23 protein-coding genes, 4 tRNA genes and 1 pseudogene are annotated in these 26,565 nt (G+C 58.2%); 9 read left to right on the forward strand and 19 right to left on the reverse strand.

The window, feature by feature from the left end:
- Positions 1-268: 268 nt before the first annotated feature.
- Positions 269-3,163 (forward strand): ribonucleoside-diphosphate reductase subunit alpha, encoded by a 2,895-nt coding sequence (locus tag B0D71_RS28785; RefSeq protein ID WP_103397730.1) that lies wholly within the window; start codon positions 269-271, stop codon positions 3,161-3,163.
- 178 nt (positions 3,164-3,341) lie between these two features.
- Here the strand turns inward: B0D71_RS28785 and flgE are convergent, their stop codons facing one another.
- The 6 genes from flgE to B0D71_RS28820 all read right to left on the reverse strand — a co-directional run bounded on the left by flgE (position 3,342) and on the right by B0D71_RS28820 (position 8,384).
- Complete coding sequence (flgE, locus tag B0D71_RS28795) at positions 3,342-4,673, reverse strand: flagellar hook protein FlgE (protein WP_103397731.1); 1,332 nt, start codon at positions 4,671-4,673, stop codon at positions 3,342-3,344.
- Positions 4,674-4,704: 31 nt separating this feature from the next.
- Positions 4,705-5,427 (reverse strand): flagellar hook assembly protein FlgD, encoded by a 723-nt coding sequence (gene flgD, locus B0D71_RS28800; protein ID WP_103397732.1) that lies wholly within the window; start codon positions 5,425-5,427, stop codon positions 4,705-4,707.
- A gap of 15 nt (positions 5,428-5,442) precedes the next feature.
- Positions 5,443-5,886, reverse strand: a complete 444-nt coding sequence (gene flgC, locus B0D71_RS28805) for a flagellar basal body rod protein FlgC (protein ID WP_007980123.1) — start codon at positions 5,884-5,886, stop codon at positions 5,443-5,445.
- A 3-nt stretch (positions 5,887-5,889) separates the two neighbouring features.
- Entirely contained in the window at positions 5,890-6,297 is a 408-nt protein-coding gene (gene flgB, locus B0D71_RS28810; RefSeq protein ID WP_103397733.1) for a flagellar basal body rod protein FlgB, read from the reverse strand.
- Between the two features lie 281 nt (positions 6,298-6,578).
- Positions 6,579-7,406 carry a protein-glutamate O-methyltransferase CheR gene (gene cheR / locus B0D71_RS28815; protein WP_007980127.1) on the reverse strand — a complete coding sequence of 276 codons (828 nt, stop codon included), beginning with the start codon at positions 7,404-7,406 and terminating at the stop codon, positions 6,579-6,581.
- A 45-nt stretch (positions 7,407-7,451) separates the two neighbouring features.
- On the reverse strand, positions 7,452-8,384 hold the full coding sequence (locus B0D71_RS28820; RefSeq protein ID WP_103397734.1) for a chemotaxis protein CheV: 933 nt from the start codon (positions 8,382-8,384) through the stop codon (positions 7,452-7,454).
- 78 nt (positions 8,385-8,462) lie between these two features.
- Here B0D71_RS28820 and flgA point away from each other — a divergent pair, with 78 nt between their 5' ends.
- From flgA to B0D71_RS28840, 4 genes are all read left to right on the forward strand, one after another.
- A complete protein-coding gene (flgA, locus tag B0D71_RS28825; protein ID WP_103397735.1) occupies positions 8,463-9,221 on the forward strand; it encodes a flagellar basal body P-ring formation chaperone FlgA in 759 nt (252 codons plus the stop codon).
- Between the two features lie 167 nt (positions 9,222-9,388).
- Positions 9,389-9,715 carry a flagellar biosynthesis anti-sigma factor FlgM gene (gene flgM / locus B0D71_RS28830; protein WP_103397736.1) on the forward strand — a complete coding sequence of 109 codons (327 nt, stop codon included), beginning with the start codon at positions 9,389-9,391 and terminating at the stop codon, positions 9,713-9,715.
- 48 nt (positions 9,716-9,763) lie between these two features.
- Positions 9,764-10,231 carry a flagella synthesis protein FlgN gene (locus tag B0D71_RS28835; protein WP_103397737.1) on the forward strand — a complete coding sequence of 156 codons (468 nt, stop codon included), beginning with the start codon at positions 9,764-9,766 and terminating at the stop codon, positions 10,229-10,231.
- Positions 10,232-10,324: 93 nt separating this feature from the next.
- The gene (locus B0D71_RS28840; RefSeq protein WP_103397738.1) at positions 10,325-11,071 is read left to right on the forward strand and encodes a flagellar brake protein; all 747 of its coding nucleotides are present in this window, start codon (positions 10,325-10,327) and stop codon (positions 11,069-11,071) included.
- A 63-nt stretch (positions 11,072-11,134) separates the two neighbouring features.
- On the opposite strand, the gene B0D71_RS28845 is transcribed toward B0D71_RS28840, so the two are convergent.
- The 5 genes from B0D71_RS28845 to B0D71_RS28865 all read right to left on the reverse strand — a co-directional run bounded on the left by B0D71_RS28845 (position 11,135) and on the right by B0D71_RS28865 (position 16,746).
- Complete coding sequence (locus B0D71_RS28845) at positions 11,135-12,520, reverse strand: MFS transporter (protein WP_103397739.1); 1,386 nt, start codon at positions 12,518-12,520, stop codon at positions 11,135-11,137.
- Between the two features lie 70 nt (positions 12,521-12,590).
- The gene (locus tag B0D71_RS28850; protein WP_165798764.1) at positions 12,591-13,835 is read right to left on the reverse strand and encodes a glutamine synthetase family protein; all 1,245 of its coding nucleotides are present in this window, start codon (positions 13,833-13,835) and stop codon (positions 12,591-12,593) included.
- Positions 13,836-14,036: 201 nt separating this feature from the next.
- The gene (locus B0D71_RS28855) at positions 14,037-14,729 is read right to left on the reverse strand and encodes a sensor histidine kinase (protein WP_103397741.1); all 693 of its coding nucleotides are present in this window, start codon (positions 14,727-14,729) and stop codon (positions 14,037-14,039) included.
- On the reverse strand, positions 14,726-16,330 hold the full coding sequence (locus B0D71_RS28860; RefSeq protein WP_103397742.1) for a tetratricopeptide repeat-containing response regulator: 1,605 nt from the start codon (positions 16,328-16,330) through the stop codon (positions 14,726-14,728). The genes B0D71_RS28855 and B0D71_RS28860 overlap by 4 nt, the downstream gene beginning before the upstream one ends.
- Positions 16,331-16,669: 339 nt before the next feature.
- Positions 16,670-16,746, reverse strand: a tRNA-Arg gene (locus tag B0D71_RS28865).
- Positions 16,747-17,038: 292 nt separating this feature from the next.
- On the opposite strand from B0D71_RS28865, the gene B0D71_RS28875 reads away from it, so the two are divergent.
- From B0D71_RS28875 to B0D71_RS28890, 3 genes are all read left to right on the forward strand, one after another.
- The gene (locus B0D71_RS28875) at positions 17,039-17,272 is read left to right on the forward strand and encodes a hypothetical protein (protein WP_103397743.1); all 234 of its coding nucleotides are present in this window, start codon (positions 17,039-17,041) and stop codon (positions 17,270-17,272) included.
- Between the two features lie 23 nt (positions 17,273-17,295).
- Positions 17,296-17,475 (forward strand): PA3371 family protein, encoded by a 180-nt coding sequence (locus B0D71_RS28880; protein ID WP_103397744.1) that lies wholly within the window; start codon positions 17,296-17,298, stop codon positions 17,473-17,475.
- A 413-nt stretch (positions 17,476-17,888) separates the two neighbouring features.
- On the forward strand, positions 17,889-18,215 hold the full coding sequence (locus B0D71_RS28890; protein ID WP_003178899.1) for an Arc family DNA-binding protein: 327 nt from the start codon (positions 17,889-17,891) through the stop codon (positions 18,213-18,215).
- A gap of 679 nt (positions 18,216-18,894) precedes the next feature.
- Here B0D71_RS28890 and B0D71_RS28900 read toward each other — a convergent pair.
- Both B0D71_RS28900 and mgtE read right to left on the reverse strand, forming a co-directional pair.
- Positions 18,895-19,197 (reverse strand): annotated as a pseudogene (locus B0D71_RS28900) (transposase); the annotation flags it as partial.
- A gap of 107 nt (positions 19,198-19,304) precedes the next feature.
- Positions 19,305-20,747 carry a magnesium transporter gene (mgtE, locus tag B0D71_RS28905; RefSeq protein ID WP_103397747.1) on the reverse strand — a complete coding sequence of 481 codons (1,443 nt, stop codon included), beginning with the start codon at positions 20,745-20,747 and terminating at the stop codon, positions 19,305-19,307.
- Between the two features lie 321 nt (positions 20,748-21,068).
- Here mgtE and B0D71_RS28910 point away from each other — a divergent pair, with 321 nt between their 5' ends.
- A complete protein-coding gene (locus B0D71_RS28910; RefSeq protein WP_103397748.1) occupies positions 21,069-21,587 on the forward strand; it encodes a cell envelope protein SmpA in 519 nt (172 codons plus the stop codon).
- A gap of 19 nt (positions 21,588-21,606) precedes the next feature.
- On the opposite strand, the gene B0D71_RS28915 is transcribed toward B0D71_RS28910, so the two are convergent.
- From B0D71_RS28915 to alaS, 6 genes are all read right to left on the reverse strand, one after another.
- Positions 21,607-21,683 (reverse strand) — tRNA-Arg (locus B0D71_RS28915).
- Positions 21,684-21,755: 72 nt separating this feature from the next.
- Positions 21,756-21,832: transfer RNA gene (locus B0D71_RS28920), tRNA-Arg, on the reverse strand.
- Between the two features lie 107 nt (positions 21,833-21,939).
- Positions 21,940-22,030, reverse strand: a tRNA-Ser gene (locus B0D71_RS28925).
- A 62-nt stretch (positions 22,031-22,092) separates the two neighbouring features.
- The gene (gene csrA, locus B0D71_RS28930) at positions 22,093-22,281 is read right to left on the reverse strand and encodes a carbon storage regulator CsrA (protein ID WP_002554426.1); all 189 of its coding nucleotides are present in this window, start codon (positions 22,279-22,281) and stop codon (positions 22,093-22,095) included.
- A 187-nt stretch (positions 22,282-22,468) separates the two neighbouring features.
- Positions 22,469-23,710 carry an aspartate kinase gene (locus B0D71_RS28935; protein ID WP_007971040.1) on the reverse strand — a complete coding sequence of 414 codons (1,242 nt, stop codon included), beginning with the start codon at positions 23,708-23,710 and terminating at the stop codon, positions 22,469-22,471.
- A gap of 91 nt (positions 23,711-23,801) precedes the next feature.
- The gene (alaS, locus tag B0D71_RS28940) at positions 23,802-26,420 is read right to left on the reverse strand and encodes an alanine--tRNA ligase (RefSeq protein ID WP_103397749.1); all 2,619 of its coding nucleotides are present in this window, start codon (positions 26,418-26,420) and stop codon (positions 23,802-23,804) included.
- Positions 26,421-26,565 lie beyond the last annotated feature (145 nt).

The following is a 26,565-nucleotide window of genomic DNA, read 5'->3' on the forward strand; positions in this document are numbered from 1 at the left end:
CGCATGCGGATGGCTACTGTATTTCGGCCCCGAGTGGTGAAAACGGTACGGGTGTTGCAGTCCCAACTGTCACCTGCAAAGGACCCCGGTTTCAGGCCCAAGGCGTGAGACCAAAGACTTCGGCATGGAAGCGGCGCCCGAAAAAGCCCCCTTCCTACTGTCCCGAAGTTGTTATGCCCGGCGCTCGCCGGTTGTAGTGCTTCAGGACGGAACGGTGGGCACCGTGATGGTGCCCAAACAAACATAGAGAATGTGGAGACACCCCCCCATGCAAACCGACACAACTCGCGAGAACCCGCAGGGCACCTTGCCGCAGGCCGCTGATTCGAATTCGGATCTGTCCGCCACCGCGCCTGGCCAACTGCGCGTGATCAAGCGTAACGGCACTGTCGTTCCCTACACCGATGACAAAATCACCGTCGCCATCACCAAAGCGTTTCTCGCAGTTGAAGGCGGCACCGCTGCTGCCTCGTCGCGAATCCACGACACCGTTGCCCGCCTGACCGAACAGGTCACCGCGACCTTCAAGCGTCGCATGCCATCGGGCGGCACCATCCACATCGAAGAAATCCAGGACCAGGTCGAACTGGCCCTGATGCGTGCCGGCGAGCAGAAAGTGGCTCGCGACTACGTGATCTACCGTGACGGTCGTTCGAAAGAACGCGCTGCCCACGCACCGGCCGTAGAAGCGGTCAACGCTCACCCGTCGATCCGCATCACCCGTGCCGACGGTAGCCTGGCGCCGCTGGACATGGGCCGCCTGAACACCATCGTCACCGAAGCGTGCGAAGGCCTGGAAGAAGTCGACGGCGACCTGATCCAGCGCGAAACCCTGAAGAACCTGTACGACGGCGTGGCTCTGACCGACGTCAACACCGCGCTGGTGATGACTGCCCGTACCCTGGTTGAACGCGAGCCGAACTACTCGTTCGTGACCGCGCGCCTGCTGATGGACACTCTGCGCGGCGAAGGCCTGGGTTTCCTCGGCGTTGCCGAGAGCGCCACTCACCACGAAATGGCCGACTTGTACGCCAAGGCGCTGCCGGCCTACATCGCCAAAGGTATCGAGTTCGAACTGCTGAACCCTGTGCTGGCCTCCTTCGACCTGGAAAAACTGGGCAAGGCGATCAACCACGAGCGCGACCAGCAATTCACCTACCTGGGCCTGCAAACCCTGTACGACCGTTACTTCATCCACAAGGATGGCGTGCGTTTTGAACTGCCACAGATCTTCTTCATGCGCGTGGCCATGGGCCTGGCAATCGAAGAGAAGCAGAAAGAAGACCGTGCGATCGAGTTCTACAACCTGCTGTCCTCGTTCGACTACATGGCTTCGACTCCGACCCTGTTCAACGCCGGCACCCTGCGTCCACAGCTGTCGAGCTGCTACCTGACCACCGTGCCGGATGACCTGTCGGGCATCTACCACGCGATCCACGACAACGCCATGCTGTCGAAATTCGCTGGCGGCCTGGGCAACGACTGGACCCCGGTTCGTGCGCTGGGTTCGTACATCAAGGGCACCAACGGCAAGTCCCAGGGCGTCGTACCGTTCCTGAAAGTAGTGAACGACACCGCCGTCGCCGTTAACCAGGGTGGCAAGCGCAAAGGCGCTGTCTGTGCCTACCTGGAAACCTGGCACATGGACATCGAAGAGTTCATCGAACTGCGCAAGAACACCGGTGATGACCGTCGTCGTACCCACGACATGAACACCGCCAACTGGATCCCTGACCTGTTCATGAAGCGCGTCTTCGATGACGGCAAGTGGACCCTGTTCTCCCCGTCCGAAGTACCGGACCTGCACGACCTGACCGGCAAGGCCTTCGAAGAGCGCTACGAGTACTACGAAGCCCTGACCGAGTACCCGGGCAAGGTCAAGCTGTTCAAGACCATCCAGGCCAAAGACCTGTGGCGCAAAATGCTGTCCATGCTGTTCGAAACCGGCCACCCTTGGTTGACCTTCAAGGACCCGTGCAACCTGCGCAGCCCGCAGCAGCACGTGGGCGTGGTCCACAGCTCGAACCTGTGCACCGAGATCACCTTGAACACCAACAAGGACGAGATCGCTGTTTGCAACCTGGGCTCGATCAACCTGCCGAACCACATCGTCGACGGCAAGCTGGACACCGCCAAGCTGCAACGCACCGTGAACACCGCCGTGCGCATGCTCGATAACGTGATCGACATCAACTACTACTCGGTGCCGCAAGCGAAGAACTCCAACTTCAAGCACCGTCCGGTCGGCCTGGGCATCATGGGCTTCCAGGACGCGCTGTACCTGCAGCACATCCCTTACGGTTCCGACGCCGCCGTCGAGTTCGCCGACAAGTCGATGGAAGCGGTCAGCTACTACGCAATCCAGGCATCCTGCGACCTGGCCGATGAGCGTGGCGCCTACGACACCTTCCAGGGTTCGCTGTGGTCCAAGGGCATCCTGCCGCTGGATTCGCAACAGATCCTGATCGAAGCCCGTGGCCAGAAGTACATCGATGTCGACCTGAACGAATCCCTGGACTGGGCACCGGTTCGCGCCCGTGTACAGAAAGGCATCCGTAACTCGAACATCATGGCCATCGCACCGACCGCGACCATCGCCAACATCACCGGCGTCTCGCAGTCGATCGAACCGACCTACCAGAACCTCTATGTGAAATCGAACCTGTCGGGCGAATTCACCGTGATCAACCCGTACCTGGTTCGCGACCTGAAGGCTCGCGGTCTGTGGGACTCGGTCATGATCAACGACCTGAAGTACTACGACGGTTCGGTGCAGCAGATCGAGCGTATCCCGCAAGAACTCAAAGAGCTCTACGCGACCGCGTTCGAAGTGGACACCAAGTGGATCGTCGACGCAGCCAGCCGTCGCCAGAAGTGGATCGACCAGGCTCAGTCGCTGAACCTGTACATCGCCGGCGCCTCGGGCAAGAAGCTGGACGTGACCTACCGCATGGCTTGGTACCGTGGCCTGAAAACCACTTACTACCTCCGTGCCCTGGCCGCGACCAGCACCGAGAAGTCGACCATCAACACCGGCAAGCTGAACGCTGTTTCCAGCGGCGGCAACCACGGTGAAGATTCGGTCCTGGCAGCGCCTGCCGGCCCTGCTCCAGTGCCGAAGGCTTGCGCCATCGACGAGCCGGATTGCGAAGCTTGCCAATAAGCTGAGCCTGTAGGAGCGAGCTTGCTCGCGATGGTCTTGAGGCCGCCGCGTGTTTTCAGACAACACGCGTTATCGTTGACGACCATCGCGAGCAAGCTCGCTCCTACACCTACAGGTTTCACGAGCACAAAAAAAGCCCCTCTCTCGAGGGGCTTTTTTTGTGCAGCACTTTCCAGCATCAAGCCATCTGAATGATGGTCTGCATGATCGTGCTCTGAGTGGAGATGGTCTTGGCGTTCGCCTGGTAGTTGCTCTGCGCCTTGATCAAGTCGACCAGTTCGTTGGTCAGGTTGACGTTGGACTCTTCCAGAGAGTTGGAAACGATCGAACCCAGGGTGCCAGTCTCCGGTACATCGTAGCCCGGGATGCCCGATGTGTAGGTTTCTCTCCAGCCTGTGCCGCCTACCGGCTGCAGGCCTTGCTCGTTGGTGAAGCTGGCCAGGGAAATCTGGCCGATCGGCTTGGTCTGGTTGTTGCTGAAGTTGGCCAGCAGCAAACCGCTGCCGTCGATGGTCAGGTTGGTGATCTGGCCAGTGGCATAACCGTTCTGCGATGGAATCGAACGTGCGGTGTCGGCGTTGAACTGGGTCGTGTTGGACATGGCGATGGTCAATCCAGCCGGATCGGCTGACGCGCCGTTGGCTGTCCAGACGCCATTGGTGACACTGCCCGGGGTCCAGTTGGTGATCTTCAGGTCACTGCTGATCACCGAAGTCGGTGGCGTGGTTGGCGGCGACACGGGTGTGCTGACCGAAGTCAGTTTGCCGGTGGAGTCGAACGACATGGTCGAAGCAACCGGAGCGGTAACGGTAGGATCACTGCCATCGGGGTTGCGACCATCGATCAGCGTGTAGGTGTCCCAGGTGTTCGCGCCAGTCTTGACCATGTATTGATCCATGGTGTGCTGGTTACCCTGAGTATCGAAGATCGGGGTACTGAACGACTTGCTGAAGGTCTCGGTCTTGGACGGATCGAACTTGTTGGCCGCAACCGTCTGGTCGATCACCGGCGCCGTGGAATTCAGGTTGATCGTCGACGACACGCTGCTGGTGGACTTCGGTGCCAGGTTGGAGGTGTCGATCCGCAGGTCGGTCAACACACCGTTGACGATCTTGCCGTTGGAATCCACACCGTAACCTTGCAGACGGGAAGTACCGTCGCTGTTGGTGACGTAGCCGTCCTTGTCGGTCTTGAACGTACCGGCACGGGTGTAGGTCAGCGAACCGCTGTTGCTCAGGACAAAGAAACCGTTGCCCTGGATACCCATATCGAGCACGTTGCCGGTGTTGTTCACGTCACCCTGGCGGAACTGCTGGGAAACGTTGGCCAGGCGCACGCCGTTGCCGATGGTCTTGCTGCCGGTACCCAGGCGGGTCGCCGAATACACGTCTTCGAATTCTGCACGGGACGACTTGAAACCGGTGGTCGCGACGTTGGCGATGTTGTTGCCGGTAACGTCCAGTTGCTTGTTGGCTGCAAAGAGACCGCTAAGGCCGATATTGAAAGACATCATCCACTCCTTTATGCCGGGTTAGTCGGCTTTACATACCAATGGTTTGTACTTTGGACAGGGCTACGCTGCCCAGCCCGGCCAGATTGAGCATCAACTCACCACCGGTCTGGCTGATCGTCACGCTGTTGACGGTCGCGGGCAGGTTGGTGATCAACGCGACGGATTTGTCATCGATCGTGGTCGTGGCGCCGAAGGTGTAGGTGCCGGCAGGTACCGTCTCACCCGCATCGTTCTTGCCGTCCCAGATGAAACTGGCGTTGCCGGCGTTCTGCGAACCGAGGTCAATGGTGCGCACGGTCTTGCCGGTTGAATCGGTGATCTTCAGGGTGGCGGACGCCACCGAAGACGGAACCACCACCGTGCCGCTGAGGCTCTTGGTGGTATCGACCACGGCCTTGTCACCCGGCGCGATGACCGAACGGCCCACCAGCGACGACGCCTGCAAGGCCTGGGACGAGTTGTAGTTACTGGCCAGGCCGCTCACGGTGTCGTTGAGCGTGGTAATGCCTTCCAGGCTGCTGAACTGCGCCAGCTGGGCCACGAACGCACCGTTGTCCTGAGGCTCCAGCGGGTTCTGGTTTTTCAGCTGGGTCACGAGCAGCTGCAGGAACGCATCCTTGCCCAGGGCTTTGTTGCCCGAGGCGCTGCCGGCTGCCGACGCGAGGCCGTCAGTGGTGGTGTTGGTCTTGATCGAGGAGTTGGCCAGGATGTCGTTGAGGCTCAAACCACTGGTGGAATCGGTAACACTCATCTGAGTCGCCCCTTATCACTGACCGAGGGTCAGAACCTTTTGCATCATGGTTTTGGCGGTGTTCATCATTTCGGCGTTGGTCTGGAACGAACGGCTCGCGGAAATCATGTCAGCCATTTCTTCAACCACGTTGACGTTCGGGTAGTAGACATAGCCCTTGGCATCGGCCGCCGGATGGTTCGGCTCGTAGCGCGCCTCAAGGTTGCTCTGGTCTTCGACCACGCCCAGCACCTGCACGCCCTGACCGGCGGCGTCCTGGCTCTGGAACAACGAATCGCTGCCGCCGCTCTGGCCGCCCTGGAACATGGTGGCGAATACCGGGTGACGCGCGCGGTAGGTCTGATCGATGCTCGACGAGACCGTCTCGGCGTTGGCGATGTTCGAAGCGACGGTGTTCAAACGCGTGGTCTGCGCACTCATGCCGCTACCGGCAATGTTGAAAACACTGGATAGAGACATGGCTTACTCTCCGCGCAGGGCTGATACCAGCCCTTTGAATTTACTGTTGAGCAGGGTGAAGCTGGCCTGGAAGCCGATCGCGTTTTGCGCGTAGTTCGACTGCTCCAGCTGAGCGTCCACGGTGTTCTGGTCGATCGACGGTTGCATCGGCGTGCGATACAGCAACGACTCGTCGCCATTGCCCAGGCCTTCAGCTTCGATATGACGGCTGTTGGTCATGTTCAAGGCGAAGGTGCCGCTTTTGGTTTTCTCGTTCTGCTCGGCGAGCACTTTCGAGAAATCCAGATCCCGAGCCTTGTAGTTCGGGGTATCGGCGTTGGCGATGTTGTTGGCCAGGACTTCGGCACGCTGGGCGCGGAAGCCCAGGGCTTGTTCGTGGATACCGAGCGCTTTATCGAAGCTGATGCTCATGTCGGGAAACCTTCGGGTGACCTGATTTTTCGTAGGATCAACTTTGCAAGCCCCATGCCAACTCGAAAAAGCCCGTAAACCGGGGCTTTGCCGACCACGGCAACGCGGCAATGCCAGAAAAGCGGCAACGGTTTTCCGCCGCCTGCCGCTTTTCTGCCGCTTGTCCCCACTTGCAAGACCACCACATTCTCCTGTGGGAGCCAGCAGTGTTTGCAAAAAATCATCAGGCATAAAAAACGGGAGCCCCAAAGGACTCCCGTTTTCGATGACACCAGCAAAAATCACTTCGCCTGGTAAATGATTCCCGGGCTGCACTGGACCATCTGGTAATGATCCGGCAAGCCGTTCAGTGCTTCGGATGCACCGAGGAACAGGTAACCACCCGGCTTCAACGTACTGTGGATACGCAACAGGATGTCCTTCTTCACCTCGGCGGAGAAGTAGATCAACACGTTGCGGCAGAACACGATGTCGAACTTGCCAAGGCTCGCGTAGCTGTCCAGCAGGTTGAACGAGCGAAATTCCACCCGGCTCTTGATCGGCGCCTTGATCGCCCAGCGCCCCGGCCCTTTCGGATCGAAATAACGCTGCAGGCGCTCGGGCGACAGGCCGCGGCCGATGGCCAGGCTGTCGTACTCGCCGGTCTTGCAGTTGTTCAGCATGGTGCCGGACAGGTCGGTGGCAACGATCTGCACGCCCATCCTCAACTGGCCCATGTTGACCCGCTCGAACTCATCGATGGACATCGACAGCGAATAGGGTTCCTGGCCCGACGAGCACGCCGCCGACCAGATGCGCAGGCGCTGGCCGGGACTGGCCTTGATCGCTTCGGGCAGTACCTTGTTCTTCAAGACTTCAAACGGGTAGGTATCACGAAACCACAGGGTTTCGTTGGTGGTCATGGCATCCACCACCTGCTCGCGCAAACCGCTACGCGGCTGGGTCTGCATGCGCTGAACCAGCTCACCCAAAGACTTGATGCCTTGCTGTTCCATCAGTTTGTTGAGACGGCTGGAGACCAGGTACTGCTTGTTTTCACCGAGCAAAATGCCACAGGCTTTTTCCAGGAATACCCGGAACTGTTCGAAATCCAAATTACCCGTAGACAATGATGCCGCCTCTTAAATCGTGTTGACTGCCAGGGGCGCAGGCCCCTAGCTGATATCTGCTGCTTTGATCCGGTCGACTACCCGGGATGCCAGGTCATCAGGACGGAATTTGGCCAGGAAGTCATCGGCACCGACCTTCTTGACCATCGCCTGATTGAATACCCCCGACAACGAAGTATGCAGGATGATATGAAGCTTTTGCATGCGCGGGTCGTTGCGGATTTCCGCCGTCAGGGTGTACCCGTCCATCTCCGGCATCTCGATGTCGGAGATCATCATCAGGAACTCTTCTTCCGGCTTCTTGCCCTCGTCGACCAGTTTGCGCAGGTAGTCCAGCGCTTGCCGACCGTCGTTCAACGCCACCACTTCGACGCCGACCGTTTGCAGGCAGCGCGTGACCTGCTTGCGCGCCACCGACGAGTCATCGACCGTCAGCACACGCAACGAAAGCGCCTTGTGCTGGGTTTCGACATCCACCACGCCAGCGGAAATCGCTTCCGGCGTCGGCGCCACTTCCGCCAGCACCTTCTCGACGTCAATGATTTCGACCAACTGATTGTCGACCCGCGTCACTGCCGTCAGGTAGTGATCGCGTCCGGTGCCCTTGGGTGGCGGATGGATCTCCTCCCAGTTCATGTTGACGATGCGTTCCACCGAGCGGACCAGGAAACCCTGGGTCTTGGTGTTGTACTCCGTGATGATCACGAAGGGGTTGTTCTTGTCCTTCAAAGCACCTGAGCCAGTCGCCATCGCCAGATCAAGGATCGGAATGGTCGCCCCCCGGATGTTCGCCACGCCGCACACGACAGGACTGGACTTGGGCATCAGCGTCAGTTTGGGGCATTGCAGCACCTCCCGAACCTTGAAGACGTTGATCCCGTACAGCTGCTGACCGTCGAGACGGAACAACAACAGCTCAAGGCGATTCTGCCCCACCAGTTGCGTGCGCTGGTTTACTGAATCCATTACACCAGCCATGCCCAGACTCCTAACGCCAAGTGTTGTTGCGACGCACCTTCATCACTAAACGGCACGGCGCTTGCTTTTTTAATCGTTATGAACACAGAACCGACATTTTTTCGACGCCTGACCACACCCTACCGCAAATTCCTCGGTGTGCTGGCGGCCGTTTGCCTGTTCAACACTGGCAGCCCTGCCCTTGCTGACGCGGTTACCTTGCCTGACATGCTTATCGGCGTCACTCAGGGCTTTCTTGAATTCACCGTAGAAGACTATCTGGCTACCAGTCAAACGGAAGGTCGATACGAGATCGAGGTCAATCAACTGGATCCGCGCATGCACATGCCCATGTGCGACAAGGAATTGACAGCAACGCTTGAGAGTCCCAAGCCGATTGGACGCGTCACCGTGAAGGTCCGCTGCGAGGGCGCCGCCCCCTGGACCGTGTTCGTACCCGCTCAAGTCCGCCTGTTTCGCGATGTCGTGAGCACCGCCCGGCCACTGCGCCGCGCCGCCATTGTCGAGCCTGGGGATGTGGTGCTGCGCGAGCGCGATATCAGCCTGATCAGCCAGGGCTACCTGACCTCCCTCGACCAGGCGATCGGGCAGCGACTGACCCGACCAATGGTCACCGACCAGGTGATTACCCTGGTGCATATCGAACAGGCCGAGGTCATCCGCAAGGGTGATCAGGTGGTGATTACCGCCCGCAGCGGTACGCTCAGCGTCCGAATGCCGGGCGAAGCCCTGTCAAACGGCAGCCTGAGCGAACAGATCCGGGTGAAAAACCTCAACTCCCAACGGGTCATCAAGGCGCAGGTCATAGCGCCAGGGCAGGTGGAAGTGTCCATGTAAGGCTCTCTGTTCATCAGAATGTGGCGCTTGCCGCGGCTGTTCCCTAGACTGTGCTCCATGCAGGGCAAGCGCTGACGCGCGCGAGGCTCATTGATAAATGAGCCTAAAGTTTTCCAGGGAATGGCCGAAACCATGGCAAGCGTCCAAATTCCCAGAGGTTTTTTATCATGGTCATCGATTTCAGCCGTTTGAACAGCTCCTCGTCCCTTACGGGTAGTACACGTACCAACGCCAGCAAGGACAGCGCCGAAACCGGCAAGTCCGCGCCGCTGGAGCCTGCGGCCGAACAGGTCGGTACCGTCAAAAGCGGGGAATCGGTACATCTGAGCAATGAGGCCCAGCAGTTGCAGAAGGTCACTGACACGCTGCGCGATCAGCCTGCCGTCGACAAAGCCCGCGTGGCCGAGTTGAAAGCAGCGATTGCCGATGGCAGCTATAAAGTCGACAGCAACCGTGTAGCCAGCAAACTGCTCAACTTCGAAGCCCAGCGCTAGGCCACCGCCGGCGCCAGGCTTTTGGACGCTTAAAACCCAAGGCCAGCCATGCACGACACTAACTTACTGCAACTGATCACCGACGACTTTGCTCCAGCGCAACACTTGCTGGAATTACTGCAGACCGAATCTCTCGCATTGCATGGCCGCGACATGCCATTGCTCGAGGACATCCTGGCGCAGAAACAGGCATTGGTCGTTTTGCTCGAACAGCATGGCCGCAAGCGCAGTGAAATTCTCGCCAGTCTCAATCTGCCGACCAACCGTGGCGGTCTTGAGCAATTGGCCAGCCAGTCGAACATTGGCGACCAGCTGCTGGCGCAAAGTGACGTGCTGTCCGATCTCTTGGCCCAGTGCCAGGCCATCAACGGCAACAACGGTCAGTCGATTCTCACTCAGCAGGCCGCTACGGCTACCCAGCTGAGAATCCTCACCGGCGGTGAAACCCCGGCGCTTTACGATGCCAGCGGAACATTCTCCAAGCTTGCTAAGCCGCGGCCGCTCAGTCAGGCTTAGGCCGCTCGATGAGCCCGCTCTATCCAAGACGCGAAAGATGCTGGCAAAATGCTGGCCAGCCGTAGTCAAAATTTGTCTGGAGATTGATTAACCGTGTCCAATGCCTTATCCGTGGATGATGCTCCGCAGTCACCCAAGGTGCTCTCCACGCCCTTGGAAATCTCCAGCAACCTGCGCCAGCTGCTCGAAAGCCATGACCCGCTGATCATCACGTTCCACGAGCGCAGCCAGCGCTTCCAGAGCTATCTGGTGGACCTGGACCGTGAAAGCAACATGATAGCCCTGGACGAAATGATCCCCCGCGATGGCGAACGCTACCTGATGGCGGGCGAACCATACAGGGTCGAAGGCTTCCACGAAGGCGTGCGGATCGCCTGGGAAAGCAACGGCCAATTGACCATCGACGAATCCGGCGGCAGCCGCTGCTATCGCGGCACTCTGCCCGATGAAGTGTCGTACCACCAGCGCCGCAATGCGTTCCGCGCGGCGTTGAAGCTGGCACAACTGGTCAACGTCAATCTCGACGGCGAAAAGCTCAAGGCGCCCATCAGCGGCAAGCTGCTGGATATTTCCGCTACCGGGTGCAAATTGCGTTTCGACGGCGACATCACCGGCAGCCTGCAACTCGGCCAGGTATACGACCGCTTCAACGCCGACCTGCCCTTTGGCAAGATGACCGCTCCGGTCGAGTTGCGTTATCTGCACTTCGAAGAAAAGATCTCCACCACCTTCGCCGGCGTTCGCTTCCACAATATGAGCGGGCTGGTGCAGCGCCAGGTCGAGCGCTTCGTCTACCAGTTGCAACGCGAAGCGCGTCGGTTCGACAAAGACGATCTCTGATAGAGCGCTTCAACAAAAAACGGGCAGTCCCTTGCGGTGACTGCCCGTTTTTTATGTCCTGATTTAAGGCCTGGCCTCGCTGAAGTTAGGGTCTCGCCCTGTATCAGGGTCTTGCGGTGGCTGATCGGTTTCAGCTTTGGTTACATCAGCCTCAGGCTCTGATTCAGGCTCTGACCCGGTACTCACCGGATTTTGCATCTGATCCTGCACCACCTGCTCATCAACACGCGGATCGAGGCAGGCCACCAGCGGTGAACTCGTCATGTTGTCCGGCATGGCCACGTGATGCAGCGGCGCATCTTCCACCTGATGCAGGTTGGTCACGGCTTTCGGGCGAATCCGCCACACCAGCACCAACGCAAAGAAACTGAAGAAGGCATAAAGCATCTGGCTGCCGAACAGCTTCATCAGCACACCAGCAACCAGCGGTCCGATACTCGCACCAACACCGTAGGTCACCAGCAACATCGCCGTCAGGGACACCCGGCGATCGCCTTCGACGTGGTCGTTGGAGAACGCCACCGCCAACGGGTACAGGCAGAACTGCACCAGCGAACAAATAAACCCGGCGATAAACAGCACCTCCAACGGCACCTGCGGCATGATCGCCAGCGGCAGTGCAGCGAGGGCCAGGCTGAAAGCAAAACTGCGGATCAACACAGCCCGATCGTAGCGGTCGGACAGCCAGCCCAACGGCCACTGCACCAGCAACCCGGCAAAAATGCAGCTACCCATGAACAGACCGACCTGCTCCGTGGATAACCCTTGTTGCGAGGCATACAGCGGCGCCAGACCATAGAACGAACCGACGATCAGGCCCGCCCCGAGCACCGTACTCAATGACTGTGGCACGCGCTTGATAAAGAACCGGGGTTCCATGGGGGCCGGATGCAAGGGCGCCGGGTGGATCCGTCGGGTCAACGCCACCGGTACCAGGCACAGGGCAAAACACAGGGCGACCAGCATCAGAAGTTCCAGCCCCAGCGCCGGGTGCATGACCAGAATCAGTTGCCCCATCACCAGGCCCAGGTAAGAAGCGATCATGTAACCGCTGAACACCAACCCGCGCTGTTTGGCCTCGGCCTGTTCGTTCAGCCAGCTCTCGATCACCATGTACTGGCACATCATGCCAAGACCGACGATCACCCGCAGGAATAGCCAGGCCGGCAGCCAATCGATCAGGCCATGCCCCAACACCGCCGCGCCGACGATCCCGGCACAGGCCGAGTAGGCCCGGATATGCCCGACCCGGGCAATCAACCGGTGACCGATCTTGCCTCCCAGCACCAGGCCGAAGTAGTTGGCGGCCATCAACGCACCGACCCACAGGCTGTCGACATGGTCGGCTGCCAGGCGCAGGCCCAGGTAGGTACTCAACAGGCCCGAGCCGATCAACATCATCAGCGAGGCGAAATACAGCGCTCGAAAGGATTTCCAGATTTGGCGCATCGGCGTTCCGAGCGGCTCCTTGCAGTGAGAATCGGCTATCGCTAAACGATAGCCGGATGTCGACGGATCGTCAGGCCTGGGCTGCTAAAACACGCCGTTCCCAGGGAGTAATTTCATCGTAGAAGCTGGTCAGTTCCAGGGTCTTCGAAGCGATGTAGCCTTCGATGAATTCCGCGCCGAACAGTTCCTTGGCCAACTGGCTACGTTTCAGACGCTCAAGTGCCGCATGCAAGGTACACGGCAACGAAAGATTGTCCGGCACTTCGAACTCACCCTGGATCGGCGCGCTCGGTTCCAGTGCGTTCTCGATGCCATGCAAGCCTGCCGCGAGGCTCGCGGCAATCGCCAGATACGGGTTGGCATCGGCTCCAGGCAAACGGTTCTCGACCCGACGGGCCACCGGCAAACTGGCCGGAATACGCAGGCCGGCCGCCCGGTTGTCGTGGGACCAGCAGGCATTATTCGGCGAGGCGTATGGGTGGCACAAGCGCTGATAGGAGTTCACGTTCGGCGCAAACAACGCGGTGAAATCGGCCATGCAAGCTTGCTGACCGGCAATGAAGTGGCGGAAGGTGGCCGTCTCCTGCCCCGCCTCATCGCTGAACACGTTACGCCCGGAATCAATTTCGATGACACTTTGGTGGATGTGCATCGAACTGCCCGGCGTATGCGCCAGCGGCTTGGCCATGCACACCACGCTCAGGCCGTGCTTGAGGGCAACTTCCTTGAGCAAGTGCTTGAACAGGAACGTCTGGTCGGCCAGCAACAGCGGATCACCATGCAGCAGATTGATCTCGAACTGACTCACGCCCATTTCGTGCATGAACGTATCGCGCGGCAGCCCCAAGGCCGCCATGCACTCGTAGACCTCATTGAAGAAGGGGCGCAGCCCATTGTTGGAGCTGACGCTGAACGCCGACTGACCGTCCTCGCGACGACCGTCCAGCCCCAGTGGTGGCTGGAACGCCTGAGTCGGGTCGGTATTGGGGGCGAAGACAAAAAACTCGAGCTCAGTTGCCACCACTGGTGCCAGGCCGCGAGCTGCGTAACGGGCGATTACCGCCTTGAGCTGGCCACGGGTCGACAGATTGGAACTGGTAGTCGTGCCCAGTTCATCCGCGTCACAAATGGCGAAGGCCCGCGGTGGATGGCTCCAGGGCAGACGGTGAATTTGTGCAGGGTCCGGGATCAGCGCCAGATCACCATCATCGCTGCCGTAAAAACGTGCCGGCGGATATCCGCCCATGATGCATTGCAGCAGCACACCCCGCGCCAGCTGCAAACGTCGACCGTCGAGAAACCCCTCGCTGGTCATCACTTTGCCCCGTGGTACGCCGTTCAGATCCGGCGTGACACATTCAACTTCATCAATGCCCGTCAATCGCTGCGCGAGTGAACTCAGGCCAACGGTCGTCATGACGCTATCCTTGTTATTGTGCGGGCCGCGAACGGCGACCGTACAAAATAGGCTCCACGTGTTCGGAATATCAAGCAGCGTCGATAAATATGCTGCCGCTCAGGGCAGGTAAAGACGGAACAACCCACCGCCCAACGGACCACCATTGCTGATTTCGGTACGCCCGCCGACGCCGTTGCGTTGATGCAACGCGGCGATGCGCCCGGCAAAGTACAGGCCCAACCCGGTGCTGCCGGTGGTTTGATTGATGCCCTGCACATAATCGTCCTGACGCTCGATCATCTGCGCCGGATACCCCTGGCCATCGTCATTGATGGTCAACACCAGTTGCCCGGCTTCGTCGCTGACGCTGATCAGAACGGCGTGCTGTGCAAAACGGATGGCGTTGTTGATGCAATTGGCCAATACCGACGCGATCAACTCACGGTCGAAGAAACCCAGCGGGCTCAGCGGGTCCACTTCATAGGTGGCCATGATGCCGCGGCTGGCGAACACTTCCTGATGGCAAGCCAGTTGCGCTTCGATGAAGTCGTCTAGTTCATGGTAGGCCGGCTGCAACGGCAATTGGTTGACGCCGAGCTTATACAGCCCCAGCAACTGCACCAGCATGCCGTTGAGGTGGGCGAACTCGAAGTCGATCACGCCCTGCTCCGGCGTCTGTTGCGCCGATTCCGACAATCGCGCCAGCCACTGGCTGTGGGCCTGCATCAGCATGGCCAGCGAGTTCTTCATGTCGTGCACGGTAGAAGCGATCACCGTGGAGAAATCCAGTGCCTGCTCATTGTCATTCATTGGCCAAACGCCTTGCTTTTAAGCTTCTGAAAACGCGGGTAGCGCGCGTCGGAGTCGGGCATCAGGCCGACCATTTTCAGGCAGGTCCGGCATTCTTCCAGCTCGGCCGAAGGCGCACTGGTATCGGTGCCGTGCAACAACGACTGCGCCAGGTTCAGGGCGATACTGATGTTCTTCGGTTGCATCGCCAGGGCTTTGCGAAATACCTGCCGGGCCTCCACCAGATTGCCGGTCTTGTAAACGCGCACACCCTGACGGTTGAGTTCCGCGGCGGCGTTGCCGGAATTGAGGATGCTCGGGTCGTCGGTCTGCTTGGCGATGCCCTTCATGACCGCCGGATCGTCGCCGTAGATTTCCACGCAGTTTTTCAACATCGCAGTGCCGGCTTCGGTCTGCCCGAGCATTTTCAGCTGCTTGGCCACCAGCAACGCCGCTTCAGCGCTCATGAATTGCTCCATGCCATCGAGGCGTAACAGTGCCTGCTCGGTGAGCTTGTCGGCCGTTTCCGCATCGTTGATCAGCATGCTGGTGGCTTTCATCAAGCGCGCACGGATTTGCAGGCCAGGGTCGCCAGGGTTGTCCTTGGCCACTGCGCTCAGCGTGGTATTGATTTCCAGTCGGGTGCGGGTATCCAGCCCCCTGTCGCTGCCCTTGCTGATCAAGGCATGCGCCAGTCCGAGGTTGCTTTCAGGATCCTTGAAACGTGACTGCGCGCCTTGGGCTACAGCCTGGCGATAGGCTTTGGAGGCGGTGTCAAAGTCCTCGTTGGTCATCGCCAGCTTGCCGAGCATTGCTTGCCGGCGCACCGCCAGCGGCGACAGGCGAATCGCCTCTTCCAGAACGCGCTGCGCACCCTTGGTGTCCCCTTCGGCGACCAGCACGTCAGCCATCCCGTCATACAGCGACGGCATCATCGGGAAGACTTTCAGGGCTTTCTCGTAAATGCCTTTGGCCTGCGCGACCTGGCCGCGCTTGAACAGCAACTTGCCCAACCCGGCAAACGCCCAAGGCAACGGGCGGTCGGCGATGATGCCGTCGTACAGCCGCTCCAGTGCTTCGTTCTGATTCAGGTCGCGCAAGGCATCGGCACGATAGCGCAGGCACAGGGGCGAATAACGGATGTCTTGCTTGCACAGGGTGATGCAGGCGTTGAGCACCTCCATCGGCTTGCCGCGGTCGAGGGCCTGCAGGATCGGCTTGAGCAAGGTCTTGCGCTGCTCCAGGCGCTCCAGGCGCTGGGCCAGGCTGGAACGGTTGAACGGCTTGGTCAGGTAGGCATCAGGCTCGTGCTCCAGCGCACTGAGCACCATGGCCTGGCTGGTTTCGGCGGTGACCATGACGAACACCGATTCATGGCTGATCAGCTTTTCTTCCATCAGGTCTTCGAGCACCTGCTGGCCGTTCTTCTTGCCGTCACCCAGATGAAAATCCTGCAGGATGAAATCGTAGGCCTTCTGCGAGCACATTTTCAGCGCCTGTTCGCCGGTATCGGCAGTGTCCACTTCCTTGACGCCCAGCTCGCGCAGCATCGACCTGACCGAACTGCGAAAGTCCGAGAAATCATCGACGATCAAAAAACGCTTTTGGTGATACGACAGCATCGAAGATTTCCAGGCAATTAAGAAGAAGAACCCAAAGGCAAATTCACGGACGGACTCAGCTTCGCAGCCCTTTATTTGGCAAGCAGATGATAGCTGGTAGCCCTTAGCCATCAAACACCTTCTCATCGCCAATCAGCACACGCACTGACCGCCACAGACGAAGAAGCTCGTAACTGTCCGGGTTATCGGCCAGCCATGGCATTCCCTTGAGAACCTCCCTCAACGCTCACTCTGAATATGTGAAGGCATTACTGAAAACGAGACATCGCGCACAAAAAAGCCCCACCGGAATCAAATTTCCGATGGGGCTTTTCTGGACAGCAAAGCGCTGATGAATGATGGTGTCCCAGGGCAGGTTCGAACTGCCAACCTTCCCCTTAGGAGGGGGATGCTCTATCCAATTGAGCTACTGAGACACAAGTCGGCTGCGAAAAAACGCGGCGCGATGAACGGCGTGCATGTTAACGGCCGGGCCTGCATTTGTCATGTCGTCCGTAGGGCTTTTTAAGTGTAGGCAGACGCCTCAGCCGGGCGTGGACTTGTTTACCGTGCAAATTGCATCACTGCAAAAAGCCATCAATGCAAAATGCAAGATCGAACTTTCGCGAAAATAGTTTAATTCATTGTTTTTAAAGAATTTAATTGCCGATAGACTCTGGCATGCGAGCTGCTTCAGCTGTTCTTCACAGAACAACGGAGGCCCGCCTCATGAACCGCACCCTTTTACTCTCGAATGCAATCGCCCTGACGGTTTTGCTGGGTTTTCATTTTAGCCCCGGGAGCGGTGCTACGCAGGTTGCCCAGCGAATGCCGCATTACCTTCAACTGCAGAAAGCGCCGCAGTTGGCCGTAATGAGCGACCAGCACGGCTTTGTCAGCCAGGAGGTCATTGAGGAAAACATCCCGGTGCCGACCCCGCCTGCCGAACGTTTGGTTTTTTGAATGACCCCCACCAGGAGCACAGCATGTCCAAATCAGCCGCGAGTTTCTTCATCCTCGCCTTGTTGAGCGGCATTTTTCATCTGGCATTGACCCAGGACATGGTCGTCACCCTCCCCCTGATCGCCTGCGGTGTATTCACCGCTCTGTTCGTGCTCGCATTGATTGCCGGGCGCAAGATCAAGTTTGATCCGGTTTTGCGTTAATCCCGGCAAGGCAGATCTGGCGCAAGGGTCTGCCATCCATCCTCAATTGCCCCTATCTATACGACTTCCTCTAGTAAATCGGCCATTTGCCACTATTCTGTAGTGGTAAGGAACAGTGATCGAGTGCGTTGTTTCTGCGTTCGGAAGCCTTTCGTCGGGCGGAGAAAGCGCTAAGCGATATGGCCCGGTCGAACTTTTCAAACCAGTCCGCATTTCTGATAATTGGTGCTGGCAGAACGCCTTTATCCAGTTCAATATTTGTCACAGAATTGACGCCAAGGATCTGGCTGGCTTGAGGCATGATGCGCGCCTCTATATCAATTCAGGTTGAACATTTGGTCAGAGCGCTTGTCCTACCAGACATCCTGCGGCCAATCCCGAAAACCGCTCCCCTGAACTAACCGGTTAAATATATGCGCCCATTGAAACAGGCAATTTATTCCAGCCGTACGGCTGACAAGTTCGTCGTACGTCTGCCAGACGGAATGCGTGAACGCATTGCCGAGGTGGCTCGCAATCATCATCGCAGCATGAACTCCGAAATCATTGCGCGCCTTGAGCAGAGTCTTATTCAGGAAGGCGCACTGGGAGAAGAGTTGAGCATGCGCCTGGACAGCCCGGAGCTTTCCTTGCATGAACGCGAGCTGCTGCAGCGCTTCCGCCAACTCTCCCATCGACAGCAGAACGCCCTCGTTTCGCTGATCGCTCACGATGCTGAAATGGCCGCCGACGCGTCCTGATTCAGCCAGAGAGCTCAAGCCAGCCTGATCGCTGGCTTTTTTTTGGGCTTTTTCTGGACGCGGCCTCCTGTAGGAGCTGCGGTGCGGCGATGGTCGTTAACGATAACGCGTGTGAACCGGACAAACGCGGCGCACTTGAGTCCATCGCCGGCAAGCCGGCTCCTACAGTTCCCCGGGGGTCAAACGCGGTCACTTGTAGGAGCTGGCTTGAAGCGATGGTCGTTAACGATAACGCGTGTGAACCGGACAAACGCGGCGCACTTGAGTCCATCGCCGGCAAGCCGGCTCCTACAGCTCCCCAGGGGTCAAACGCGGTCACTTGTAGGAACTGGCTTGCCAGCGATGGTCGTTAACGATAACGCGTGTGAACCGGACAAACGCGGCGCACTTGAGCCCATCGCCGGCAAGCCGGCTCCTACAGGTATAGCGTTATCGGTGCTTCCCGGGATTGCCCAAAATCCGGGCACAAAAAACCCGCCAATTCAGACCGTGTGAAAACGCACTGATGGTGGTTCCAGCAAACGCCCCGACTTGTTCGGGGCGTTTGCTTTTGTGGCTCACAGCAGACAAAAAAGGCTTTTCAGCCTATAAACGCCATCAAGTGACGTGCGCCAAGCACGTTAATCGCTCTTTTCAGGTTATAGGCGTTCACCGCCAGGACCATTTCAGCCCTCGCACCCTCAAGCTGTCGCAGCAAGAAGCGAGCGTTACCGATATTGCGCTGACACTCGGCTTCGAGGCGCCGGGATGAACGGATCCGCTGGAAATAACCGTAGAGGTAAAGTTTTAGCTGATCGGCTGGATCGTAAGAAGGCCGGCCGGTGCTTTTGGGAAGTGCTTTATCAAAGCCTAGTCGCACCAGATCCAGCTTGGAGACGTACAGGTCGATAACGCGAACGAGGTGATCCTCAGGGATCAACTCTTCCAGCGAGACCGGGAACAGGCTGGTCTGGCTGCGAGACTCTCCTTGGATGTAGGCCATAACGAAAAATGCTCCGTATCTTTCGATACGGAGCATTTTTTTGAGCACTGCGCAGATTGCCAGGTTTTCACACAGTCCGAATTGGCGGGTTTTTACTGGGCAGGACTTCAGAGCAGGAAGATTGTCGCCAAGCCGAGGAAGATGAAAAAGCCGCCGCTGTCGGTCATGGCAGTAATCATCACACTGGCACCCATTGCCGGATCGCGCCCCATCTTCGCCAGGGTCATCGGGATCAAAACCCCCATCAACGCCGCCAGTAGCAAGTTGAGGGTCATCGCGGCGGTCATCACCACACCCAATGACCAACTGCCATAGAGCAGGTAGGCAACCACACCAATCACCCCGCCCCAGATCACGCCATTGATCAGCGCTACTGCCAACTCCTTGCGCATCAGGCGCGAGGTGTTGCCGGTACTCACCTGGTCCAGCGCCATCGCGCGAACAATCATGGTGATGGTCTGGTTACCCGAGTTACCACCAATGCCCGCCACAATCGGCATCAACGCCGCAAGCGCCACGAGTTTCTCGATCGAACCTTCGAACAGACCGATGACCCGGGAAGCCACGAACGCGGTAATCAGGTTGATCGCCAGCCAGGCCCAACGGTTACGCAGGGACTTCCAGACCGACGCAAAAATGTCTTCTTCTTCACGCAGACCCGCCATGTTGAGAACTTCGCTTTCGCTCTCTTCACGGATCAGGTCGACCATTTCATCAATGGTCAGACGGCCGATCAGCTTGCCGTTCTTGTCGACCACAGGGGCGGAGATCAAGTCGTAACGCTCGAACGCCTGGGCGGCATCGTAGGCGTCCTCATCCGGGTGAAAGCTCACCGGATCGCTGGCCATCACCTCGGAAACCTGTTTGTCCGGGTCGTTGACCAGCAAACGCTTGATCGGCAACACCCCCTTGAGGACACCGTCATAATCGACCACGAACAGCTTGTCGGTGTGGCCCGGCAACTCCTTGAGACGGCGCAGATAACGCAAGACCACTTCAAGGCTGACATCCTCGCGGATGGTCACCATCTCGAAGTCCATCAGCGCACCGACCTGCTCCTCGTCATAGGACAGAGCCGAACGCACGCGCTCGCGTTGTTGCTGGTCGAGGGTCTCCATGAGCTCATGGACGACGTCTCGCGGCAGCTCGGAGGCCAGGTCAGCCAGTTCGTCGGCATCCATGTCCTTGGCGGCCGCCAGGAGCTCGTGATCGTCCATGTCGGCGATCAGCGATTCACGAACCGAATCGGATACTTCGAGAAGGATGTCGCCGTCACGATCGGCCTTCACCAGCTGCCAGAGCGTCAGACGATCGTCCAGCGGCAAGGCTTCAAGGATGTAGGCAACGTCGGCGGAGTGCAGGTCATCGAGCTTGCGCTGCAACTCGACGAGGTTCTGCCGGTGGACCAGGTTCTCGACCCGGTCATGATGCGGGCCTTCCTGGCGGTGAGTCAGGTCTTCTACTACTCGCTGGCGCTGCAACAATTCAACCACCTGAGCCAGGCGATCCTGCAAGCTTTCCTGCGTTTTCTTTACTTCAACATCGGACATAGGCGAACTCCACTCCCAGCAGCGGGGCACGCCGGAAGGATCAATCAGTCAATTCATGATTGGTGAAACGGGGTACTGAGTAACTACTGGGTAAGTCCATGGAGGTATTCCACAAGCCCCGGCGGGGCTGACGGGCGCAATGATACACCGCCTGACGGTTTTAAACGTTAAAAAATCTCGGCTGAAACAAGCGCTTGCACAACAATCTTGAACATCGTCCTGATCCATAAAAATGCGACGACGTATTCTGAAAAGAAAACACACACCCCATCGAAAATTGTAGCCGCTACCCTTGAAAAGGAACGTCATGGAGGACGCCTGATGCCATCAATGTCACCATTCCCTTTACTGTTCAGCCTGCTCACTCTCCCAGCCCTTGCGCTCGCCACCACTGTTCACCGCTGCGAAGCGGCCAATGGGCGCATTACCTTCACCACACTGAGTTGCGCCCCGGGAGAAAGCGTTTCACTTCAGGACGTCCGCGTCTTTACACCTGGCAGTACGAGGGCGCTTCTGCCGCCAGCCGAACCCCACGAAACATCAGGAATGAAAATCCAAAGGAAAGAGCCGACCGTAGTCGGTCAGGCGCCGGACAAATGTGGAAACCTGATCAGCGCCAGAGAGCGCCGAGAGGCGATCATCAATCAGCGAGTAATCGCCGGCATGAGCCAGCAAGACGTCGAAAGCGCGCTCGGCAAGCCGGACAAGATCAGTATTCGCAATTCAGCCACGAGCTACCGCTACGACACCCAGCGAGGCCGCAGTGCACAGGTGGAGTTCGATGAGAAGGGATGCACGAAGGGAAAAGCCAAATCCCGGACGGCAAAAAGCCCGCATTAAATGCGGGCTTTCTGTTGTATGGTGCACTCGACAGGATTCGAACCTGTGACCGCTCGGTTCGTAGCCGAGTACTCTATCCAGCTGAGCTACGAGTGCAATTTGTGTTTTTATACCAGATCACAACTGGTTGAAGCCAAGTTACTTACATTGCTGTAACTAACTCTTAAATGGTGCACTCGACAGGATTCGAACCTGTGACCGCTCGGTTCGTAGCCGAGTACTCTATCCAGCTGAGCTACGAGTGCATTTGTTGCCGCGCATTATAGGCCGTTTAATCTCTATGTCAAACACTTTTTCTAGTAATTTCAACAACTTACCGAAGAAGCCAGATTACAACGTACTAAGCAAATAATGGCGGAGAACGGGGGATTCGAACCCCCGACACCCTTTTGAGGTGTACTCCCTTAGCAGGGGAGCGCCTTCGGCCACTCGGCCAGCTCTCCGCAACACGGGGCGTATATTAACCAGCTTCTTCCCCGTTTGCAAACATAAAAAACGATAAAAATTAATGGCTTGGTTCTTCGTCCTTCTCTTTCTTTATACGCAGGTAAATTTCTTCCCGGTGAACAGCCACCTCTTTGGGGGCATTTACACCGATGCGCACTTGATTTCCTTTGACGCCGAGCACGGTCACGGTGATTTCGCCATCACCGATAATCAGGCTTTCTGCGCACCGACGAGTCAGAATCAGCATACCTTTCTCCTCACGCATTTCATTTCAGGGACAACAGTCTGCAAAAAAAAGGCACTCGACCCACAACCGGAGCGGTCGCAGCCCTACATGCCTGAGTATTGACTAGCGCGAGCAAAAGAACAGCCTCGGGGTCGCGCCATTCAAAAAAACAAAAGGCGCGGTCAGACCGCGCCTTTTGGCAAACGCATCACTCGCCCTGGCGGGCCGGCGCGTCCAGTTCGAAAGCCGTGTGCAGAGCGCGCACAGCCAGTTCCAGGTACTTCTCTTCGATCACTACGGAGACTTTGATTTCCGAAGTCGAGATCATCTGGATGTTGATGCTTTCCTTGGCCAGGGATTCGAACATGCGGCTGGCCACGCCTGCGTGCGAGCGCATGCCAACGCCGACGATCGACACCTTGGCGATCTTGGTGTCGCCCACGACTTCACGGGCACCCAGCTCGCCAGCGGTCTTTTCCAGCACGGCTTGCGCAGCCTGGTAGTCGTTGCGGTGCACGGTGAAGGTGAAGTCGGTGGTGTTATCGTGCGCGACGTTCTGCACGATCATGTCGACTTCGATGTTCGCGGCACTGATTGGGCCGAGAATCTTGAAGGCAACGCCCGGGATGTCTGGCACGCCACGGATGGTCAGCTTGGCTTCATCGCGGTTGAAAGCGATACCGGAAATGATCGGCTGTTCCATGGTTTCCTCTTCATCAATAGTAATGAGGGTGCCCGGACCCTCCTTGAAGCTGTGCAGTACGCGCAGCGGAACGTTGTACTTGCCGGCGAACTCGACCGCGCGGATCTGCAACACCTTGGAGCCGAGGCTGGCCATTTCCAGCATCTCTTCGAAGGTGATCTTGTCCAGGCGCTGGGCCACGGACACCACACGCGGGTCAGTGGTGTAGACGCCGTCGACGTCGGTGTAGATCTGGCATTCGTCAGCCTTCAGGGCTGCCGCCAGCGCCACGCCGGTGGTGTCGGAACCGCCACGACCGAGGGTGGTGATGTTGCCGTGCTCGTCGACGCCCTGGAAACCGGCGACAACCACCACACGACCTGCCTTCAGATCACCGCGAATCTTCTGATCATCAATCTGCAAGATACGCGCTTTATTGTGCGCGCTGTCCGTCAGAATCCGCACCTGGTTGCCGGTGTAGGACACCGCCGGCACGCCACGCTTGATCAGCGCCATGGCCAACAGGGCAATCGTCACCTGCTCACCGGTGGAAACGATCACGTCCAGTTCGCGCGGAACCGGTTGGCCGTCGCCACTGATTTGCTTGGCCAGATCGATCAGACGGTTGGTTTCGCCGCTCATTGCTGACAGCACAACCACCAGGTCATCGCCGGCATCGCGGAATTTCTTAACCTTGTCGGCGACCTGCTCGATTCTCTCGACAGTGCCGACCGAGGTGCCTCCAAATTTCTGTACGATCAAAGCCATTTCAAAGCCGCCTCTGCCCATGAAGGGCGCCCAAATAATCACTCAAACAGCGTTGCGGCCCGCCACTAGACTACGAGCCGCAAGTACTGCCTTATAGACCCTGCTCTACAAATGGAACGGTCAGGGCAAGTGCCGCATCCAGTGCGCCAGCGTCGGTACCGCCGCCTTGCGCCATGTCTGGACGACCACCGCCCTTCCCGCCCACTGCCGCAGCGGCTTGCTTCATCAAATCACCGGCTTTGAGTTGGCCAGTCAGGTCTTTGGTTACGCCTGCAACCAGAACGACCTTTTCCTCATGGACACTGCCGAGCAGGATCACTGCGCGACCGAGTTTGTTTTTCAGTTGATCGACCAGCGCCAGCAGCGCCTTGCCATCCTGACCGTCCAGACGCACGGCCAGCACTTTCACGCCCTTGACGTCCAGCGCCTGGGCCGACAGATCGTCGCCCGCGGCACTGGCAGCCTTGGCTTGCAACTGCTCGAGTTGCTTCTCCAGCAGACGGTTGCGCTCCAGCACAGCCGACAGCTTGTCGATCAGGTTGTCGCGACTGCCCTTGACCAGGTTGGCCGCTTCCTTGAGTTGTTCTTCCGCCGCGTTCAAGTAAGCCAGCGCTTGCGCACCGGTAACGGCTTCGATACGACGCACACCCGATGCCACACCGCCTTCGCTGATGATTTTCAGCAGACCGATGTCGCCGGTACGGTTCGCGTGGATACCGCCACACAGCTCGACGGAGAAATCGCCGCCCATGCTCAGTACGCGCACGTTGTCGCCGTATTTCTCGCCGAACAGCGCCATGGCGCCTTTCTGCTTGGCGGTTTCGATGTCGGTTTCTTCGGTTTCAACGGCGGAGTTCTTGCGAATCTCGGCGTTGACGATGTCTTCCAGCGCCTTGATCTGCTCAGGCTTGATGGCCTCGAAGTGGCTGAAGTCGAAGCGCAGACGCTGACTATCGACCAGCGAGCCTTTCTGTTGAACGTGATCACCCAGCACTTTACGCAATGCTGCGTGCAGCAAGTGAGTGGCCGAGTGGTTCAGCGAAGTGGCGTGACGCACGTCGGCCTCGACGTGGGTTTCCACCGGCGCGCCAATGATCAGGCTGCCGGAGGCCAGCACGCCGTGGTGCAGGAACGCGCCGCCGGTCTTGGTGGTGTCACGCACGTCGAAGCGCGAAGTGCCGGCCTGCAGGTAACCGCAGTCACCGACCTGACCACCGGATTCGGCGTAGAACGGCGTCTTGTCGAGAACGATCACGCCCTCGTCGCCTTCGCTCAATACGTCGACCGACTGGCCATTTTTGTACAGGGCAACGATTTTTGCCGAACCACTGGTATCGGTGTAGCCAGTGAATTCGGTGGCCACATCAACCTTTACCAACGTGTTGTAGTCCAGGCCGAACGAGCTGGCCGAACGCGCACGAACACGCTGGGCTTCCATCTCACGCTCGAAACCGACTTCGTCGATGGTCAGCTCGCGCTCACGAGCGATGTCGGCGGTCAGGTCCATCGGAAAACCATAGGTGTCATACAGTTTGAACACCACGTCGCCCGGCACCACAGTGCCTTTGAGTTCAGACAGGTCCTGCTCGAGAATCTTCAGGCCGTGCTCCAAAGTCTTGGAGAACTGCTCTTCTTCGGCCTTGAGTACGCGCTCGATGTTGCTCTGCTGCTTGTTCAGTTCCGGGAAGGCTTCGCCCATCTCGGCGACCAGCGCGGCAACGATCTTATAGAAGAAGCTGCCGGTGGCGCCCAGCTTGTTACCGTGACGGCAAGCACGACGAATGATCCGGCGCAGCACGTAGCCACGGCCTTCATTGGACGGCAGGACGCCGTCGGCGATCAGGAAACCGCACGAACGGATATGGTCGGAAACAACTTTCAGCGAAGACTGATCGCCATTTTCACAGCCGATCGCCTCGGCCGACGCGCTCAGCAGGTTCTTGAACAGGTCGATTTCGTAGTTGGAGTTTACGTGCTGCATCACCGCACTGATCCGCTCCAGGCCCATGCCGGTGTCGACCGACGGCGCTGGCAACGGATGCAACACGCCATCGGCGGTGCGGTTGAACTGCATGAATACGTTGTTCCAGATCTCGATGTAGCGGTCGCCGTCTTCTTCAGGCGAGCCCGGCGGGCCACCCCAGATGTGGTCGCCGTGATCGTAGAAAATTTCGGTGCATGGGCCGCACGGGCCAGTATCGCCCATGGTCCAGAAGTTGTCGGAAGCGTATGGCGCACCCTTGTTGTCGCCGATGCGGATCATGCGCTCGACCGGCACGCCGATTTCTTTGGTCCAGATGTCATACGCTTCATCGTCCGAGGCGTAGACGGTGACCCAGAGTTTTTCCTTCGGTAGTTTCAGAACACCGGTCAGGAAGGTCCAGGCGAAGGTAATTGCGTCGTGCTTGAAATAGTCACCGAAGCTGAAGTTACCGAGCATTTCGAAGAAGGTGTGGTGACGAGCGGTATAACCGACGTTTTCCAGGTCACTGTTCTTGCCGCCGGCACGTACGCATTTCTGGCTGCTGGTGGCGCGGGTGTACGCGCGCTTTTCCTGGCCCAGGAAGCAGTCCTTGAACTGGTTCATCCCCGCGTTAGTGAACAGCAGGGTTGGGTCGTTGCCCGGAATCAAAGAGCTGGAGGCTACACGGGTGTGGCCTTGCTCTTCGAAGAAGCGAAGGAAGGCTTCACGGATTTCTGCGCTTTTCATTAGGTTCTTCCACGGAGGCTGCGGCCAAAGGCCTGTTCGAAACGTCAACAGACGAAGCGACGGCAAAGGGCCGCATTATATCGGCCCTGCGCGCGGGGTACAGCGTGTTTATACGATAGAAACGGTCAATTGAAGCGCTAACGCT

This window comes from Pseudomonas laurylsulfativorans, from assembly GCF_002906155.1.
Classification (GTDB): domain Bacteria; phylum Pseudomonadota; class Gammaproteobacteria; order Pseudomonadales; family Pseudomonadaceae; genus Aquipseudomonas; species Aquipseudomonas laurylsulfativorans.

Coding starts and splice junctions, on each gene's coding strand:
- B0D71_RS28785 (WP_103397730.1), top strand. CDS start 269: ATGCAAACCGACACAACTCGCGAGAACCCGCAGGGCACCTTGCCGCAG.
- flgE (WP_103397731.1), bottom strand. CDS start 4,673: ATGTCTTTCAATATCGGCCTTAGCGGTCTCTTTGCAGCCAACAAGCAA.
- flgD (WP_103397732.1), bottom strand. CDS start 5,427: ATGAGTGTTACCGATTCCACCAGTGGTTTGAGCCTCAACGACATCCTG.
- flgC (WP_007980123.1), bottom strand. CDS start 5,886: ATGTCTCTATCCAGTGTTTTCAACATTGCCGGTAGCGGCATGAGTGCG.
- flgB (WP_103397733.1), bottom strand. CDS start 6,297: ATGAGCATCAGCTTCGATAAAGCGCTCGGTATCCACGAACAAGCCCTG.
- B0D71_RS28820 (WP_103397734.1), bottom strand. CDS start 8,384: ATGGCTGGTGTAATGGATTCAGTAAACCAGCGCACGCAACTGGTGGGG.
- flgA (WP_103397735.1), top strand. CDS start 8,463: ATGAACACAGAACCGACATTTTTTCGACGCCTGACCACACCCTACCGC.
- flgM (WP_103397736.1), top strand. CDS start 9,389: ATGGTCATCGATTTCAGCCGTTTGAACAGCTCCTCGTCCCTTACGGGT.
- B0D71_RS28835 (WP_103397737.1), top strand. CDS start 9,764: ATGCACGACACTAACTTACTGCAACTGATCACCGACGACTTTGCTCCA.
- B0D71_RS28845 (WP_103397739.1), bottom strand. CDS start 12,520: ATGCGCCAAATCTGGAAATCCTTTCGAGCGCTGTATTTCGCCTCGCTG.
- B0D71_RS28850 (WP_165798764.1), bottom strand. CDS start 13,835: ATGACCAGCGAGGGGTTTCTCGACGGTCGACGTTTGCAGCTGGCGCGG.
- B0D71_RS28855 (WP_103397741.1), bottom strand. CDS start 14,729: ATGAATGACAATGAGCAGGCACTGGATTTCTCCACGGTGATCGCTTCT.
- B0D71_RS28860 (WP_103397742.1), bottom strand. CDS start 16,330: ATGCTGTCGTATCACCAAAAGCGTTTTTTGATCGTCGATGATTTCTCG.
- B0D71_RS28875 (WP_103397743.1), top strand. CDS start 17,039: ATGAACCGCACCCTTTTACTCTCGAATGCAATCGCCCTGACGGTTTTG.
- B0D71_RS28880 (WP_103397744.1), top strand. CDS start 17,296: ATGTCCAAATCAGCCGCGAGTTTCTTCATCCTCGCCTTGTTGAGCGGC.
- B0D71_RS28890 (WP_003178899.1), top strand. CDS start 17,889: ATGCGCCCATTGAAACAGGCAATTTATTCCAGCCGTACGGCTGACAAG.
- mgtE (WP_103397747.1), bottom strand. CDS start 20,747: ATGTCCGATGTTGAAGTAAAGAAAACGCAGGAAAGCTTGCAGGATCGC.
- B0D71_RS28910 (WP_103397748.1), top strand. CDS start 21,069: ATGCCATCAATGTCACCATTCCCTTTACTGTTCAGCCTGCTCACTCTC.
- csrA (WP_002554426.1), bottom strand. CDS start 22,281: ATGCTGATTCTGACTCGTCGGTGCGCAGAAAGCCTGATTATCGGTGAT.
- B0D71_RS28935 (WP_007971040.1), bottom strand. CDS start 23,710: ATGGCTTTGATCGTACAGAAATTTGGAGGCACCTCGGTCGGCACTGTC.
- alaS (WP_103397749.1), bottom strand. CDS start 26,420: ATGAAAAGCGCAGAAATCCGTGAAGCCTTCCTTCGCTTCTTCGAAGAG.